Here is a 15,685-nt window from a genome sequence, read left to right as displayed (position 1 = left end):
GTGCCCGCCGACCAGGATCCCGCGCAACCGCAGCCCGTACGCGACCGCGGCCGGCTACGGGCCCTGGGCTTCGGTGCCGCGGCCGCGGTCTGCGCGGCGATCGTCGTGGCGCTCGGTCTCACGAACCCGCCCGTCCCGGACGCGGTTTCCACCGACCGGCTCGGCCCCGACACCGGGGAAACGATCGCGGAATACCTCGACCGGGCCCGTGATTCGCTGTCCGGCACCGACGACGGTGACCGCTGGGCGCTGGTGTCGTTCGCCGACTATCTGCCCGCCGCCGCGCTCCCCGGCCTGTCGGGTGGTGTGCGGGTGAGCCAGGCGCTGTATCAAGTGCCGCTCCCCCGGGTGGCGACCCCGTTGGTGGCGGTACAGGTTCCCGAGAACGCGGCAGCGCTGGAACGGTCCGGTACGGACGCGGCCTGGCAGCTGGCCGACCGCCGCCGTTATACCGCCGAGGGCACCCGCGGCGCCCAGGTCCTGGATGTATCCATCGCCCGGCTGCGCGCCGGCTGTGCGTGCTCACCCGGACTGGTCGTCCGGGCGCCGCTGTCCGGGCTGCGCGAACTGGCGGGCCGGCCCGGAGTCCGCGCGGTCCAGGCGCTCCCGGCGGATGCCGTCGCCGAACGGTTCGCGGTGGCACCCCTGCTCCCGGACAGCGCGGACCCGGTCGCCCCGCGGCCCGACGACGGCCCCGTCCCGGCCGGCTGATTCAGAAATCCAGGCTCACCACACCGTCGAGATACCGGCGGCACCGGCCGCTCAACAGCACCCGGTCACCGGCCAGTTCGACCCCCAGCGTGCCGCCCCGCCGGGACAGCTGCCGGGCGGCCATCCGCTGCCGCCCGAGTTCGGCGCTCCACAGCGGCGCGAGCTGCGCATGTGCCGAACCGGTCACCGGGTCTTCCGGGACGCCGGCACCCGGTGCGAAGAACCGCGATACGAAGTCCACCTCGTCGCCGGGCGCGGTCACGATCACACCGCGGGCCAGCGGCGGGAACGCGCTCAGCGCCGGCGCCAGATCCCGGACCTGCCGCTCGGATTCCACCACGAGCACCACATCGGTGCCCGTGAACGCCCGCACCGGTTCCACCCCGAGCGCGGCCGTCAGCGCCGGATCGGGCTCGGCCGGCGCGGACGCGACGACCGGCAGGTCCAGGATGTAGACATCGTCGTCCGTGCGCTCCACTCGCAGCCAGCCGCTGTGGGTGAAGAAACCGACCCGGTCCTCCCCCGGCGCGATATCGGTGAGGATCTGCGCGGCACTCGCTAGGGTCGCGTGCCCGCACATCGCCACTTCCACGGCCGGGGTGAACCAGCGCAGGTGGTAGGCGGGCCCGTCGCCGGGCGGCGGTCCGGCTTCCGGAGGCAGGCGCGAGGTGTAGAACGCGGTCTCGGCGAGGTTGTTCTCCTCGGCCAGTTGTTGCAGCACGCTGTCGGGTAACCAATCCGGTAACGGCATGACCGCGGCCGGATTCCCGGAGAACGGTGCGTCGGCGAACGCGTCGATCTGGTGCAGCAGAACCTCCATGCCATGAAGGTACTCCAGCGGTGAATAAGCCCCCTGCACAAGCCATCTGGGCCTCTACGGATCCGGCTCCCGCCCCGCTCAGGCGATGGATCGCCGGTCGGGGCGGGGTGTCGCGAGCAGTCCGGCGGCGTCCGGCTGCTCAGGCTCCCGTTCGCGGCGCGCGCCACATCGGCCACAGATCCGGCCCACCGGGGACGGTGATCGTGCCGGTCACCTCGAACCCGAACCGTTCGTAGTAGCCGATATTCACCTCTTTACTCGATTCGAGGTAGGCCGGTACGCCCTCACGATCGCACTGCTCGAGCCGCCTGTTCATCAGGGAACGCCCGTACCCGCCGCCACGTTGCGCCGGGTCCGTGCCGATGGTCGCGAGGTACCAATGCGGTTCTTCCGGGTGCGCGGCGGTCATGAGGTCCACCAACTGCTTGCCTGCCCGCATCCGGCTGCCGAACGCCCGCACCATCTGCGGAAGCATCCGCAGCTCGGTCAGCGGCGCTGTTTTCCACCGGCCGGGCGGATCCCACAGCGCGGCACCGGCGATCGCTCCCGCCGAGTCCACGGCGATATCCACACCGCCGGACGCGAAATGCTGATACCGGGTCTGGGCGTCGAACAGTCGCTCCAGGCCCGTCGCCCGCCGCTGCGGGCTGGGCAGCATCCACTCCATCACCGGGTCGTCCTGGAAGGCGGCGGCCAGCGTGCGCGACAGCGCCGCAATCTCGTCGCGACGCGCCGGACGGACGTCGGGCTCCATCGACATCTGAAGTGTCCTATCTCTCGACGAAAGAGTTGCCTGCCCCGCGCAGCCGGACACTCCCGGCTCGTCCCGGAGCGGTGTCGGCCGCCGCCGCGCGGAGGAGACCGTGACAATAACCCGGCACGGTGACAAGTTCCGGACCGCAGCACACCAGGCAAGTGGTGCGGGTAACCACCGGCGATGATTCAGGATTCGCCCGGAGCCGCGGGAACCAGTTTGTGTGATTCGCCGCGTAGTGTCGCGCTTACCCACCAGGCAACCTCCACCAGGACGATGCCGACGGCGCCACAGACGAAGGCCGCGGTGGTGAGGGCGATATTCGACGGGTCGAGTGCGAAGAACTCCCGGGTGAACGGCACCGTGAACAGCACCAGGTACGCGACCACCGAGACGACCAGCAGCACGATCTTCCACCAGTTGTACGGCCGGGCAACGATCGCCAGTACCCAGACCGCGATCATGATCAGCGTGATGAGCGCGGTGGTACCCGCCTGCATCTTCTGCTCGTCGCCGGCTTCGGGTCCGGCGTAGGCGATGAGATAGGCGATGAAAGTCATCGTGCCGATCACCACACCCGACGGGATCGCCAATCGCATCACCCGGCCGACGAAACCGGACCGGGCACGTTCGTTGTTCGGTGCCAGCGACAGGATGAAGGCGGGGATACCGATGGTGAACCAGGCCGCGATCGTCACATGCCGGGGCAGGAACGGATAGCCGATCGGGTCGTAGCCGAAGATCTGCGAGCCCACCCCCGCCGCGCCCACCAGGAAGGCCAGCAGCACCGAGTACACGGTCTTGGTGAGGAACAGGTTCGAGACGCGTTCGATATTGCCGATCACCCGCCGGCCCTCACCCACCACATACGGGAGGGTCGCGAATTTGTTGTCCAGCAGGACGATCTGTGCGACCGCGCGGGTCGCCGGACTGCCCGCGCCCATGGCGACACCGATATCGGCGTCCTTCAGCGCCAGCACATCGTTGACCCCGTCGCCGGTCATCGCCACGGTATGCCCGCGCGACTGCAACGCGCCGACCATGGCGCGTTTCTGGTCGGGCCGCACCCGGCCGAAGGTGCTCTGCTGTGCCAGGACCCCGGCCAGTTCGTCCCGGTCCTCGGGCAGGGTGCGGGCGTCGACGGCGTGGTCACCGCCGGGCAGGTCGAGCGAGGAGGCGACGGCGCCGACCGAGACGGCGTTGTCACCGGAGATGACCTTGATGGACACGTCCTGGCTCGCGAAATAGTCCAGGGTGTCGCGGGCGTCGGGCCGGACCTTCTGCTCCAGCACCACCAGCGCCACGGGAGTGATCGTGCCGGGCGCATCTGCCGCGTCCACGGCCCGGTCCCCGCGGGCGAGCAGCAGCACCCGCAGGCCGGTGGCTCCGAGTTCCTCGGCGGCGCGGGCATCGGCCGAACCCGGGTCCAGCAGCACATCGGGAGCTCCGAGCAGCCAGTCGCCGTGCTCGCCGTAGGAGAAACCGCTCCACTTCTTCGCCGACGAGAACGGCGCCACCGCGGTGTATTTCCAGCCGGGAGTATCCGGCAGCGCCTCCGCGATCGCCTGCACGCTGGCATTCGGCCGCGGATCGTCGGCCGCCATCGCCGCCAGCGCCTGCCGGGCGGCGGCTTCCGCGCCCTCCTCGAGCATGCGGAGCTCGGCCAGGCGCATCCCGTTCTCGGTCAATGTGCCGGTCTTGTCCGCGCACACCACGTCCACTCGCGCCAGGCCCTCGATCGCGGGCAACTCCTGCACCAGGCATTTACGCTGCCCCAGCCGCACCACCCCGACCGCGAACGCGATGGAGGTCATGAGCACCAGGCCTTCCGGCACCATCGGCACCAGCGCCGCCACCATCCCGGTGACCGCGGGCCGCCAGGATTCCCCGCTGGACACCAGCTGGTTGTAGATACTCAGCGCGCCGGCCGGGATGAGCAGGTAGGTGATGACCTTCAGGATCGTGTCGATCCCGTTGCGCAGCTCCGAATTCACCAGCGTGAACTTGCTGGCCTCCTCGGCCAGTTTCGCGGCATAGGCGTCCTTGCCGACCTTGGTGGCGCGATAGGCGCCCGAACCGGACACCACGTAGCTACCCGAGAGCACCTGCGCGCCCGCCTCTTTGGCGACATCGTCGGATTCGCCGGTGAGCAGCGATTCGTCGATTTCGAGCAATTCGGCTTCGGCGACCACACCGTCGACCACGATCTGATCACCGGGGCCCAGTTCGATCAGATCGTCGAGCACCACATCCTTGGGCGCGATCTGCTCGGCGCGGCCGTCGCGGCGCACGGTGGGCCGGGCCTGGCCCACGATCGCCAGCCGGTCCAGCGTGCGCTTCGCCCGGACCTCCTGGATGATGCCGACCGCGCTGTTGGCCACGATCAGCAGCCCGAACATCCCGTCGATCACCGAACCGGTGGCCATGACCAGGACGAACAGCACACCCAGGATGGCGTTGATCCGGGTGAACACATTCGCCCGGACGATATCGCGGACCGAGCGGCTGGCCCGGTCCGGCACATCGTTGGTGAGCCCGTCCCGGCGCCGCCGGTCCACCTCAGCGGCGGTGAGCCCGGACGACCCGACAGCCTCCACAGTTGTCGACATGACGGTCAGCGTAACCAGCGTCGCGGCCGGCGGCTCACCAGGAGACGTTGATCGGACCGGGTGTCCAGGTGCCCGGGTGATCTTCCTGGGTGACCCGGGGCCGGGCGGGTACCGCGTCCGGATCCCGCGGCAGGAACTGCTGGAGCTGGCCCCAATCGCGATCCCAGTCGTGGTTCAGGTAGGTCGGCAGGGTGCGGGCGTACAACAGCAGTTCGGTCCAGCCGAGCGGGCCGCCACCGTCGTGGTTCTGCCACAGGCTGGTGTCGTGGGCGCCGACCCGGTCCGGCAGGATGCGGTACTTCGGCACCTCGGCGATACCGGTGCGGTGGTCGAACGGCCGCTGGCACGGGAACTGCAGCCCGACAGCCCAGTCGAGCAGCACCGGATCGGTGGACCCGACCACGCTGTTCAGGTCCTGGGTCTGCGGCATCCGCGGCGGGGTGAAGGCGAGCCACTGCCGCGGGTCGCGGTCCCGGTCGTGGGCGACGATTCGCACGGTATCGGCATCGGCGTACGGCTCCAGCGGAACCCGCAGGTTACGCCAGGACGGCGCGGGACCGATATCGATCGGGTTCACCCGGCGCAGCGCCACCGGTTCGGTGGCCGAGGCGCCGGGGGCGGTGGTGGACCCGAATTCGAGTTCGAAGGACTGTCCGTGGGTGACCACCCCGTCGGCGTCGCGGGACCAGATCCGGCCGGCGGCGCTCACGGCGAGGATATCTTCGCGGTCGGCGACGGGCGGCAGCCGGAACCAGCCGCTGGTCAGTTCCGCCGGACCGTCGGCCTGGAAACTGCCCAGTACCGGGGTCGCGGGGTCGAGACCGAACGGCAGGGCGGGACCGGCGGTTTCGGTGGCGACCCCGGTGCCGCCGCCCTCGCTCCCCATCGAATCGGCGATCGCGGCATCGGCGCCCTGTTCGCTGTCGGCGCTCAGGTCCGCCGCCACACCGGTCGGCGTGAAACCGGTACTGGCGTTGCCGGCCAGGGTGGTGGCCGGGTCACCGGCCAGCGGGGCGAGCATGCCGCGGTTCGGATCGGTTTCCACCAGGACATGCGGGGCCAGCCCGCACGCGTTTCCGGTGAGCGCGCCGAAGTTGGAACTGGCCAGGGAGAACGCCGGATACTGGCTGACCGCGCCCTTGGCGAACGAGGCGACCTCGAAGAGCACCATGAATGCGGCCGCCACCGTGAGCGGCGGAATCTTCGCGAAGCGCCAGCCCCACCGGGAAATCCGATGATGTCCGGTATCGGGTGCCCGCACATGCCACCATGCCGCCAGCGCGAGCAGCAATACCGCCCCCAGCAGGAAAACCTTGTTCAGGGCGATACCGGCAATCGAGGGCTGTTTGTCCCACCACGGAATACCGAAGGAGGAGACGTACCACCAGCCGTTGGGCCCGGAGAACACCAGCGCCATCAGGAAGGCCACCCCGGCGGCGAACAACGCCCGGTTACGCGGCCCGCGCATCACCCGCGGCCCGACCGCCACCGCCGTGAGCACCGCGACCGCACCTGCCAACCCGGCGAAAACCCCGAGATGGTGGGTCCATTTGGTCGGCGTCGTCATCATGAGCACCATGGCGCCGATGGTGACCCCGAGGATCCGGCGCGAGGGCCCCACCGCGGCGGTCGGGATCCGGCCGCCCTTGTGCAGCAGAGTCAGCAGACACACCGCCAGGCCGACGACCATCACGAAGATGCCGAACCGGCGGGCCAGCGAACCGTCCACCGTGCCCATGAACAGGTACTGGTAGCGGAGGTACTCGTCGAACCACAGCACATTCGGCCCGGCCAGTTTGTGCACCCGGCTCATTTCCTGCATGGCGCTGAACGTCTGGTCCGCGAAGGCGACGACGAGCACCAGCACGCCCGCGGCCCCGAGCGGGAGCAGCTGCGCGAGCCAGCCGACCCGCCGCGCCCGCGCCGAAACGATCTTGAACAGCGGGCGCAACCCCGCCAGCAGCGCGGCGAGACAGATGAGCCCATGCGGACCCGCCGTACAGCTGAACGCCGCGATCAGAATCGCGACCGCGAAAGGCAGCAGCCGCCGGGTCGCGATCCCGCGCTCCACCGAACACCATGTGAGCAGCACACCGAGCGCGACCAGCGGCTCCGGCCGCAGGCCGTTGTTGTACGGCAACCACACCGCGAGGAAGACCAGCGCACCGGTCCACGGCACGAAACGGTTGCGGTGCAGCGCGGCCCCGAACCGGGGCACCACCTCCCGGCTGATCACCATCCAGGCCACGATCCCCGCCAGCAAGATCGGCAGCCGCACCCACGGGCTGGCGGTACTCACATCCGCCATCAGCCCGATGAGGTCGTAATACGGGGTGCCGATCGGGTTCTCCGGCACACCGAAGTACCGGAAGTAGTTCGCCATATACCCCGCCGCTTGCGAGGTGCGGCCCATCCCGAACTGATAGCCGTCGTCGGAGGTGGTGGCGCCGATGAAATGCCAGAGCACCAGGGTGCCGAGCACCACGAAATCCACCGGCCGGAAGGTCCACCAGCGGGCGGGCAGGAAGCGGCGGGCACGGCGGCCGTCGAGGTTGTCCAGGCGGTGCAGGGCCACCAGCGAGATCACGGTCGCCAGCACGGCCGCCCAGATGGCGAGGCGTTTCACCAGGGTCGGGGTGGAGCTGAACCGGCTGTCCACCTCGGCGGTGACACTGGCACCGGCCGGGTCGGCGAGATCGCTGAACACCCCCACCATCTGCGGCCGGTAATCCCCGCCCAGCACCACCGGCTCGTGCCCGGTGAGCGTGGCCACGGCCTCGGTCATCCCGGCGCCCACCGTGAGCTCACACCCGGGCGCCAGTTCGGCCACCGGCACGCTGAACAGCGACTGGTTGCGCAGCACCACGTCGAGGACGGGCCCGGATTCGGGTGTGGGCGGCCGGACCTGGGCCAGGAACCCGTACCGCTCCAGATCGGGCGCGCCGTAGGGCGCGGTGGCGGAGAGCACCCCACCGGCGGGCAGTTGCTGGATCGCCGCGCAGGGCACAGTGGCTTCGAAACTCAGCGGCGCGTAGGCGACCAGCGGCGCCTCGATCGATGCGGCGGAATCGTCCTGCGGCCAGGACAGCGTCGCCGCGTCCACTCGTACCGGCAGGAACGGAACCGCTACCGCGAGCAACGCGCCGATCAGCGCCGACACCAGGGCCACCGGCCGTGCCCAGCCGCCCCGCATTCGGGGTCGCGGACTATCGGAGATCTCTGCCGGCTCGGACGCCGCCACCACCATCGTGTCAGCCACGGAGCGCCATCCTAACGGGCGCGATCACGGCGGGCTCATCCACAGATACCCGCGGTCCGGGCGTCGACACCGGCGCGCACCGGCGCAGGGCCCGGACCAGCGCTTGCACGGCTGGGCGGGAGCGCGGCAGTCCGCGTGCAACGCTGTACCCAGCCCGTACGTGCCGGTCCGGCGAAAGGTCCACCCGACAGAAAATCGGCCGGCCCGCACGAGTGCGGACCGGCCGATTCGGCATACGCCCGACTCAGGCCGCGCAAGCAGGCGACTGGATCTGCGCATTGGCGAGCATGGTGCAGGTCCACTGCTGCTGGACCTTCCACACGCCGTCCTCGGCCACGAACGGCACATCCGCCACGCTGGTCTGGCCGTTCAGCGTGAGATTGGCCTTGGCCTGGATCTCGGTCCCGAAATCCTGTACCTCGGTGACCTCGATCGTGGCGCCCGACTGGGCGTAGAACTGGCTCAGCTTCGACGGCAGCTCCGGATCCGCCTCGGCGCCCTGCACCATCTCCAGCTTTTCCTCGTTCGGAACGTTCGGGTCGAGCGCGCGCTGGAGCTGGGTGTTCAGATCGGCCGGGGTCGGGACGGGCGGCGTCTCGGCCTCCGCCTCCGTGGTCTCGGCCGCGGCCGTGGTGCTCGTCGCCGCTGCGGTGTCCGAGTCGGAATCATCGCTACCACACGCCGTCAGGGTCAGCGCGGCCGCGGCGGCCAGGCCGGCGATCGCGATACGTCCGGTTTTGCGAAGCTTCAACTGCTCGTCCTTTGCGTTCGGGGTTCGGTGTCGTGCGCTGCGGCAGCCCCACCGAACCGGCGACGCTGCCCGGCACCAACCTACCCGGCGGGATTCAGGACAGGCTGCCGAGCGGGTCCGCAGGGCGCAACTCGGTGTTGTCGGCAGCGAAAGTACGCGCGATCCCCGGCCCTGTCGAGCGGGACTCGAACCGCACGGTCACCCGCCCGTGGCCCGCTCCCTGAACCCAGCCGAAACCGAATTCCGGATGCACGACATCCGATCCGGCCCGCCAGTCCACGACTCCACCAGCGGTTACTCCCGGATCCGCCGCCGCGTCGACGGTTTCGGCGCGCGGCCCGGCGGCGGGCCCGGCCGACGGCCCGGAAGGGGGCTCGCCCACGGTAGATCTCACCGAATCCACAGAGCTCTCTTGCTCTCGTGCCACAAACTCGGGCCGCAGCTCCGCGCCGTCCGGGCCCGGTTCGCCGTCCGCCGCACCCGCAACCGAGGGTGCCGAGGGGAGCCCCTGCCCCACCGGTCCATTCGTCTCGTCGTCCGGTGACCCGCGCGCGAGATCGCGCGCCGGCGCGACCGTTGCGCCGTGGCCGGCGACGTCCGCACCGGAATCCGTGGAATCCGCGCCCAACCGGTCCAATTCGGGAAACAGCGATTCCTGCCGGATCGTCGACAAACCTGCGTACCCGACCCCCACCAGCCGCACCGGCCCCAGGTCCCGCGGGTCCAGCGCCGCCCGCTGAGCCGCGGAGGTGAGCGTGGCCAGATCCTCGGTCGCATAGGGCAGGGTGCTGGACCGCGTGGTGATACTCATATCGGCACGTTTGAGTTTCAGCACCACGGTGCGCGCGGCCCGCCCGTCGCGCACCAGCCGCCGGTGCGCGGCCGCGGCCATCTCGGTGATCGCCGGGCGTAATCCTTCCAGCGTGACGATATCGGTCTCGTAGGTGGTTTCGGCACTGATCTGTTTCGCCTCGGCACGCTCGGCGACCGGCCGATCATCGATACCGCGGGCCAGCCGGTGCAGCGCGGCGCCGATACTTCCGCCCAGGATCGATACGGCCTCCACCTCGGGCAAAGCCGCGAACGCCCCGACCGTTTCGATGCCCAGGGCCCGCAACCGGCTCTCCGCCACCGGCCCGATCCCCCAGAGTTTGCGGACCGGCAACCCGGCCAGCAACTCCTGCTGCTCACCGGGCGCGATCACCTTGATCCCATCCGGTTTGGCCATTCCCGATGCGATCTTGGCGAGCTGTTTGCCCGTACCCGCACCCACCGAAGCCACCAGCCCGGTACTTTCCCGCACCGCCGCGCGCAGCTCCGCGCAGAAATCCAGCACCGCGGACACACTCGCACCCGCGAGTTCCGCGGGTTCTCCGAACGCCTCGTCGAACGACAGTGTTTCGAGTACCGGGATCCGCGCCCGCAAGGTGTCGAACACCCGGCCGCTGAGCACGCCGTACAAGGCCCCCCGCGGCGGCACCACCACCGCCGTCACCCCGACCAACCGCCGCGCCTGATGCATGGGCATGGCCGACCGCGCCCCGAACACCCGCGCCTCGTAACTGGCCCCCGCCACCACCCCACGCGCGCCGGTCCCCCCGACGAGTACCGGACGGCCCCGCAACGTCGGCCGGGTGAGCTGCTCACAGGAGGCGAAGAACGCATCCATATCGATATGCAGCACCCAGCGCCGCGCGGTTTCCCCGGCGAACACGTGCCGAGTTGCTCCGGAACGACGTTCCGGACCCTCGCCACTCACCACCGGCGGGCCCGCGGGTGCCCGGCCCACATCACTCGCACCACTGGTCACACCCCTGTTGGTACATGCCGCGCAATCTACGCGCGGACACCGACAGCCGACCGGCCAGACCGCATAGGGCCCCCGCACAGGACTGCACCGAACACGGCGCCGCCGCCGGGCCCGGCCGGATCCCTTCGAGTAACTCCGGATCCTGCACAGGCAGGCACTGCCGGCCCCCGATGTCTGTCCGGCGTCGAGTACTCTGACTGCTCGGTGTTCGCCCGGAGTGTCTGATTGCTGGATGACCGGACCACAGCGGGCCCCGGCCGCTCATCGCGCAAGCAACCGGCTGCGGAGTCCGGCGATCGCCGAAGCCCCGCTGGGTTCCGCACCACGTCGGTGGATTCGGCCGGCCGCCACCCGGGAGCGGGTTCGGCGAGGTCACCCGCGACATCCGGAGGGCGGAAACGCGCAACCTTGGGCCCGGAACCCCCGCGCGACCCGGGCGCGCCATAAACTCGGCCCCATGATGATCCGCAAGGCTGTCATTCCCGCTGCCGGTATCGGCTCCCGGCTGCTGCCGCTGACGAAGGCGATCCCCAAGGAGATGCTGCCGGTCGGCGACAAGCCGGTGATCGAGCATACGGTGCGCGAGCTGGTGGCTTCCGGTATCACCGATATCACGATCGTGGTCAGTGGCGGAAAATCGCTGATCCAGGATCATTTCCGCCCCAATCCGGCGCTGGTGGCCCAGCTGCGCGCCGACGGTAAGACCGCCTACGCCGATGCAGTGGAAGAGGTCGGCGAACTGTCGCGGCTCGGGCATATCACCTACCTGGATCAGCACGGCCCGTACGGTAACGGCACCCCGGTGCTGAATGCGGCCCGCGCCGCCGGCGACGAGCCGATGCTGGTGCTGTGGCCCGACGATGTGTTCGTGGCCGAGGTTCCGCGCGCGCAGCAGCTCATTCGTGCCTACGAGGCCACCGGATGCCCGGTGCTGGCATTGATGCCGATGAACCCGAACGAATCCCAGCGCTACGGCGTCCCGGTGGTGCGTGAGGATCTGGACGACGGGTTGCTGCGGATCTCCGGCCTGGTGGAGAAGCCGAAACCCGCCGACGCGCCCTCGGCCTATGCGGCGATCGGCGGCTATGTCGTCACGCCCGGCATTGTCGACGAACTGCGCACGCAGACCGAGAACTGGTACACCCATCGCACCGGTGAGGTGTACCTGACCGATTCGATCAATGCCTATGCCGCCGATCACGCCGTGTACGGGCAGGTCATCCAGGGCCGCTGGTACGACACCGGCAACCCCGGCGACTACCTCGTCGCACAGTTCGCCTCCGCGCTGGCCCATCCCGATTACGGCCCGCTGCTGCGGCGTCAGGTGGAGTGAGCGGGTCCCGAATCGCCGGTCGGCGCGGACGACTCAGAAGCGCCGGATGCTGTGCACGTAGAAATGTTCGAGTGGCGTGAGCCCGACCGGGACACCGGCGCCGTAGGCATTGAGCACCTGCCCGTTTCCGGCGTAGATACCGACATGGGACGCGTCGCGGTTGATGATCACCACGTCACCGACGGCCAGCGCATACGGGGGTACCGCCGCGCCGACCTCCGCCTGTTCCCAGGTGGTGCGCGGTAGCGCCACCCCGACCTGGCGGAATGCCCACTGCACCAGGGCCGAACAGTCCCAGGTGTCCGGTCCGGTGGCCCCCCATTCGTACATCTTTCCGGTCTGTGTCGTGGCGGCGGCGAGGGCGCCGAGGCCGGCGAGGGTCGATACCGGGAGCCCGGCCGATCCGCTGGCGCTGAGGGAACTGGAGCCGGAGGCCGATCCGCTCGCGCTGCCGGAGGGTTGTGCCCAACCCGGTGCGGCCGCGACCGCGGTGACGGCGGTGGTGAGAAGTAAGCCGGCGATACCTCGCCGCAGTGCGATCCCGATCACGTGCCCACCCTTCTGCCGGTCGATGCACGAGACACCATGCGGCGCCCCGGTTTACTCGCGGCATCCGCCGAGCAGCCGGCCACCGCGGACCACTGGAGCTACGCCGGAGCGAATTCACTCCGGCGCAACCCCACTCAGGTAGAACCGAGCGAAATTATCACCGTTCCCGCTGCTCCCGAGGGAACGTTCGCAGCGGTATCGCGATGATTGTGCCCGGCAGAAGGGCGTTCACCAAGTAACCTGGCAAACTTCTAGCATGTGATCTAAATCACAAAAATGTTTATTGCGTTTGCGTCAGGATGTCGTTCAGCGTCTTCAGGACCGCGTCCTTGGTGGCCGACGGCGACTCCACGAAGACGCCCACCTGCCAGACCGGTTCACCGCCGGGCTCGGCGGAGACATACCGGCTGAGGTCGATGGTGTACATCCCCTTGTCGTTCGTGGGCGTCTCGACATACGAGGTGTTCGGGTCGAACTGCTTCGCCGCACCTTCCTTGTCGAACCAGTCCGCGTCGAACCCGGCACGCGTTGCCGCGTCACAGGTGGACGGGCATTTACGCAACATCAGGTTCACTCGCTGATCGGCCGAGGAATCCCCCTCGTCGATACACCCCCACGCCTGGGCATCCGGGATGGTGTCGATCGACCCCTTCATACAGCCCCAGGACCCCGGCGTCCGGAATGCGAACGGCCAATCCTTGAAGGCCATGGTGTAGGTATCCTCACCGTCCTCGAAGGTGGGGCCGAACAGCACGACCGGCGACAGGCCCTCCTTCAGCGCCGGTGCGCCTTCCACCGGAGGAGCCGCGCTCGTTGTGGTCTCGGCGGCCGTAGTCGTTGTCGCACCGGTCGTTTCCGTGGTGGTGCTCGCCGCCGCGGCGGTGTTCTCCTCCGATCCCCCCGACCGTAGGATCACCAGCCCGGCCACACCGGCCAGCACCAGAACCACCACCACGGCCAGCACCGCGATCAGGGTGGCATTGTTGTTCCGCGGCGGGCCTCCCTGCCCACCGGAGCCGAGCGGCGGCACTTCCCATGCGCCCGACTGCGGAACAGGCTGCGGAGCCTGCCCCGCGGTCTGTCCCCACTGCACGCCCGGCTGACCGCCCTGGGACTGATAACCCTGCTGCCACTGCCCCGACGGGGCATCCTTCTTCTGTTGACCCTCGGGCGCATGTTGCCACCACTCGTCGGGATTGTCCGAAGCCATAGGCGCATACCCTAGTGCGCCGTTCCCTCTCGGTCATGGCCATAACCTCGCGGGCACCCGCGCTCTCCGGGACATCGTCACGGAGAGCACCGGTACACCGCCGATCCACCACCGCCGAAGCTCGGCAACAGCCGGTCCCAGCGAAGAGGAACAGGGAGTCGCCGCCGGTGCGGTGACCAGTGAGAACTCCGATCCGGCGCCCGCCGATCCGGGGCCCGCGCGGACCGGCGGCGTGCCATGGTGTTGTCGCACACCGCCGATCACCGAGTATCGCCCGGATCCGGCGAGATCTGGACTACCGGCTCACCTTCGTGATCCGATCCAGCGACCCGCCCGTCAGCTCGGCACTGTACGACCCGGCCGCACCGAATTCCAGCTCGACAGCAAGGATCTCGCCAGCGATGAGTTCCCGGTGGGTGCGTGCCCACTCCTGCCGGTCGGCCTGGCGACGCGGATCGCGCGGACCCAACTACGCGGCGGCAAGAGCGTGGTATCGCCAGACCGCCGTGGGATCCTGGCGGGGACGCAGCAACGGGTCCTGAGTCGGCAAACGACGGTTCGCTGGGACTATCCATCGGACACCTCAGTCGGTTGTCTCGTGTCCAGCCGAGGGGCGAGATCTCCGATCAGCTCGTCGAGTACGAGTTCCTCCTCGACACGCACACCGTGGCGGCGCAGGGCCCCGGCCAGTTCGCTGTCCCACACTGCTTCCCCGGGGCGTCCGGACAGCGTGCCGCCGTCGACCCGGGGCAGCGCGTTCAGATAGTCCGCAGTGGTGAATCGCCACGGCTGCCAGTCGATATGCTGTGCTAGCGCGTTGGCGATGCGGATGCCACCCCAATCGAAGTCACCGTGATAGGCGAACTCCACGCCGACCCCGGAGAGCATTGCCAGCAGGTTCCGGGCCGCGGTGGAGGGGTGCCCGGACAGGCAGATCAGCGGCGGGCAGTCCGGTCCCCATCGGTCGGCGGCGGAGGCCACCACGATCGGGTTCTCACAGATCCGGACCAGCGCCTGGCGGACCCCGAAGGCGTCCGGTTCGACGCGGTCGATCTGGCGCAGGGTGAGGACCACGGGGTCGCCGGCCGCGCGAGCCAGCGCCAGGATCCGGCCTGCGGTCGAGTCCGGACCGCCCGGCAGCCCCAAGATCAGCACAGTCGAGGACAACTCGTCGCGGTGCACGCCTACCGCGGACCAGGCAACCCGTTTCTCCCACACCGAACCGGACCCGGCCGGCGCGGACCCGGCCAGCACCCGGGCAGCCGACAGTGCCAGCGTCGCAAGCGGCCGGCCGTCGTCGAGCGCATGCGCGTCCCCGGTGGCGTCGGCGGCGAGGCGGCCGAGGGCGAGGTCCACGGCGGGCAGCCGATCGACGACCCGGGCGAGGTCACCGCATAGTTTCTGCGCCACAGTCGCATCGGCTGCGCAGCGACGCAGCAGGCCGGTGCTGTCCAGCCATTCGCGCCATTCCCGGAGTTCGGGGCGGCGTGCGGTGAGTTCATCGAGCGGAGTCAGTGCCAGCGCCCACTGCCGAGCCTCGGCCACTGCCCGCTCTGACCGGTCCACGATCTCCCCCACCAGCAACTGCACCGCACCGGCCAGTCCATCCGGTGCCGCGCCACTTCGTCGCAATACCTGGTCCAACTCGTCCAGCGAGACCGTGAGTGATCCGCCGGACCGTGCCCGCCTGCCGAGTAGCCGCTCCACGGCGCGGCGCTGTTCCGGGTTCGCCCCGGCCAAGGTGGCGCTACCGGAGGCCGGCTCCCCCCGTTCCAGCCTGCGCCGCACTCGGTCCACCAGCCACGCCAGCTCTTCGCCGCCGAGTAGCCGTCGCACCCGGTCGGGATCTCCGTTGCCGATACCACCGGCCCCTTCGGCG

Annotated in this window: 11 protein-coding genes; 2 read left to right on the top strand and 9 right to left on the bottom strand. The window is 69.5% G+C overall.

Features of this window, described 5'->3' with window-relative positions; translation table 11 throughout:
• Positions 1 to 711 (top strand): hypothetical protein, encoded by a 711-nt coding sequence (locus ACFWPH_RS27265; RefSeq protein ID WP_378754964.1) that lies wholly within the window; start codon positions 1 to 3, stop codon positions 709 to 711.
• A gap of 1 nt (position 712) precedes the next feature.
• Here the strand turns inward: ACFWPH_RS27265 and ACFWPH_RS27260 are convergent, their stop codons facing one another.
• The 6 genes from ACFWPH_RS27260 to ACFWPH_RS27235 form a co-directional block, all read right to left on the bottom strand.
• Complete coding sequence (locus tag ACFWPH_RS27260) at positions 713 to 1,531, bottom strand: PhzF family phenazine biosynthesis protein (protein ID WP_378754963.1); 819 nt, start codon at positions 1,529 to 1,531, stop codon at positions 713 to 715.
• Positions 1,532 to 1,670: 139 nt separating this feature from the next.
• Positions 1,671 to 2,285, bottom strand: coding sequence for a GNAT family N-acetyltransferase (locus ACFWPH_RS27255; protein ID WP_378755097.1), 615 nt, complete (start codon positions 2,283 to 2,285; stop codon positions 1,671 to 1,673).
• Positions 2,286 to 2,473: 188 nt separating this feature from the next.
• A complete protein-coding gene (locus tag ACFWPH_RS27250; protein WP_378754962.1) occupies positions 2,474 to 4,894 on the bottom strand; it encodes an HAD-IC family P-type ATPase in 2,421 nt (806 codons plus the stop codon).
• Between the two features lie 34 nt (positions 4,895 to 4,928).
• Positions 4,929 to 8,087: an arabinosyltransferase domain-containing protein gene (locus ACFWPH_RS27245; protein WP_378755096.1), complete on the bottom strand. Its 3,159-nt coding sequence runs from the start codon at positions 8,085 to 8,087 to the stop codon at positions 4,929 to 4,931.
• A gap of 310 nt (positions 8,088 to 8,397) precedes the next feature.
• Positions 8,398 to 8,904, bottom strand: coding sequence for a hypothetical protein (locus ACFWPH_RS27240; RefSeq protein WP_378754961.1), 507 nt, complete (start codon positions 8,902 to 8,904; stop codon positions 8,398 to 8,400).
• 94 nt (positions 8,905 to 8,998) lie between these two features.
• Complete coding sequence (locus ACFWPH_RS27235; protein ID WP_378755095.1) at positions 8,999 to 10,663, bottom strand: DNA polymerase IV; 1,665 nt, start codon at positions 10,661 to 10,663, stop codon at positions 8,999 to 9,001.
• A 508-nt stretch (positions 10,664 to 11,171) separates the two neighbouring features.
• On the opposite strand from ACFWPH_RS27235, the gene ACFWPH_RS27230 reads away from it, so the two are divergent.
• Positions 11,172 to 12,047, top strand: a complete 876-nt coding sequence (locus ACFWPH_RS27230; protein WP_280416278.1) for a UTP--glucose-1-phosphate uridylyltransferase — start codon at positions 11,172 to 11,174, stop codon at positions 12,045 to 12,047.
• A 33-nt stretch (positions 12,048 to 12,080) separates the two neighbouring features.
• Here ACFWPH_RS27230 and ACFWPH_RS27225 read toward each other — a convergent pair whose 3' ends face one another.
• The 3 genes from ACFWPH_RS27225 to ACFWPH_RS27215 form a co-directional block, all read right to left on the bottom strand.
• The gene (locus tag ACFWPH_RS27225; RefSeq protein WP_280416277.1) at positions 12,081 to 12,596 is read right to left on the bottom strand and encodes a C40 family peptidase; all 516 of its coding nucleotides are present in this window, start codon (positions 12,594 to 12,596) and stop codon (positions 12,081 to 12,083) included.
• 280 nt (positions 12,597 to 12,876) lie between these two features.
• Positions 12,877 to 13,806, bottom strand: a complete 930-nt coding sequence (locus ACFWPH_RS27220) for a hypothetical protein (protein WP_378754960.1) — start codon at positions 13,804 to 13,806, stop codon at positions 12,877 to 12,879.
• A gap of 567 nt (positions 13,807 to 14,373) precedes the next feature.
• Positions 14,374 to 15,642, bottom strand: coding sequence for a TIGR02679 family protein (locus ACFWPH_RS27215; RefSeq protein ID WP_378754959.1), 1,269 nt, complete (start codon positions 15,640 to 15,642; stop codon positions 14,374 to 14,376).
• Between the last annotated feature and the right edge of the window lie 43 nt (positions 15,643 to 15,685).

The sequence above is a fragment of the Nocardia sp. NPDC058499 genome, assembly GCF_042719915.1.
Taxonomy (GTDB): domain Bacteria; phylum Actinomycetota; class Actinomycetes; order Mycobacteriales; family Mycobacteriaceae; genus Nocardia.
This window is presented reverse-complemented; position numbering and strand designations above follow the sequence as displayed.

Excerpts from the sequence above, each read along its gene's own strand:
- ACFWPH_RS27260 (WP_378754963.1), bottom strand. The coding sequence starts at position 1,531 with ATGGAGGTTCTGCTGCACCAGATCGACGCGTTCGCCGACGCACCGTTC.
- ACFWPH_RS27255 (WP_378755097.1), bottom strand. The coding sequence starts at position 2,285 with ATGGAGCCCGACGTCCGTCCGGCGCGTCGCGACGAGATTGCGGCGCTG.
- ACFWPH_RS27250 (WP_378754962.1), bottom strand. The coding sequence starts at position 4,894 with ATGTCGACAACTGTGGAGGCTGTCGGGTCGTCCGGGCTCACCGCCGCT.
- ACFWPH_RS27245 (WP_378755096.1), bottom strand. The coding sequence starts at position 8,087 with ATGCGGGGCGGCTGGGCACGGCCGGTGGCCCTGGTGTCGGCGCTGATC.
- ACFWPH_RS27230 (WP_280416278.1), top strand. The coding sequence starts at position 11,172 with ATGATGATCCGCAAGGCTGTCATTCCCGCTGCCGGTATCGGCTCCCGG.
- ACFWPH_RS27220 (WP_378754960.1), bottom strand. The coding sequence starts at position 13,806 with ATGGCTTCGGACAATCCCGACGAGTGGTGGCAACATGCGCCCGAGGGT.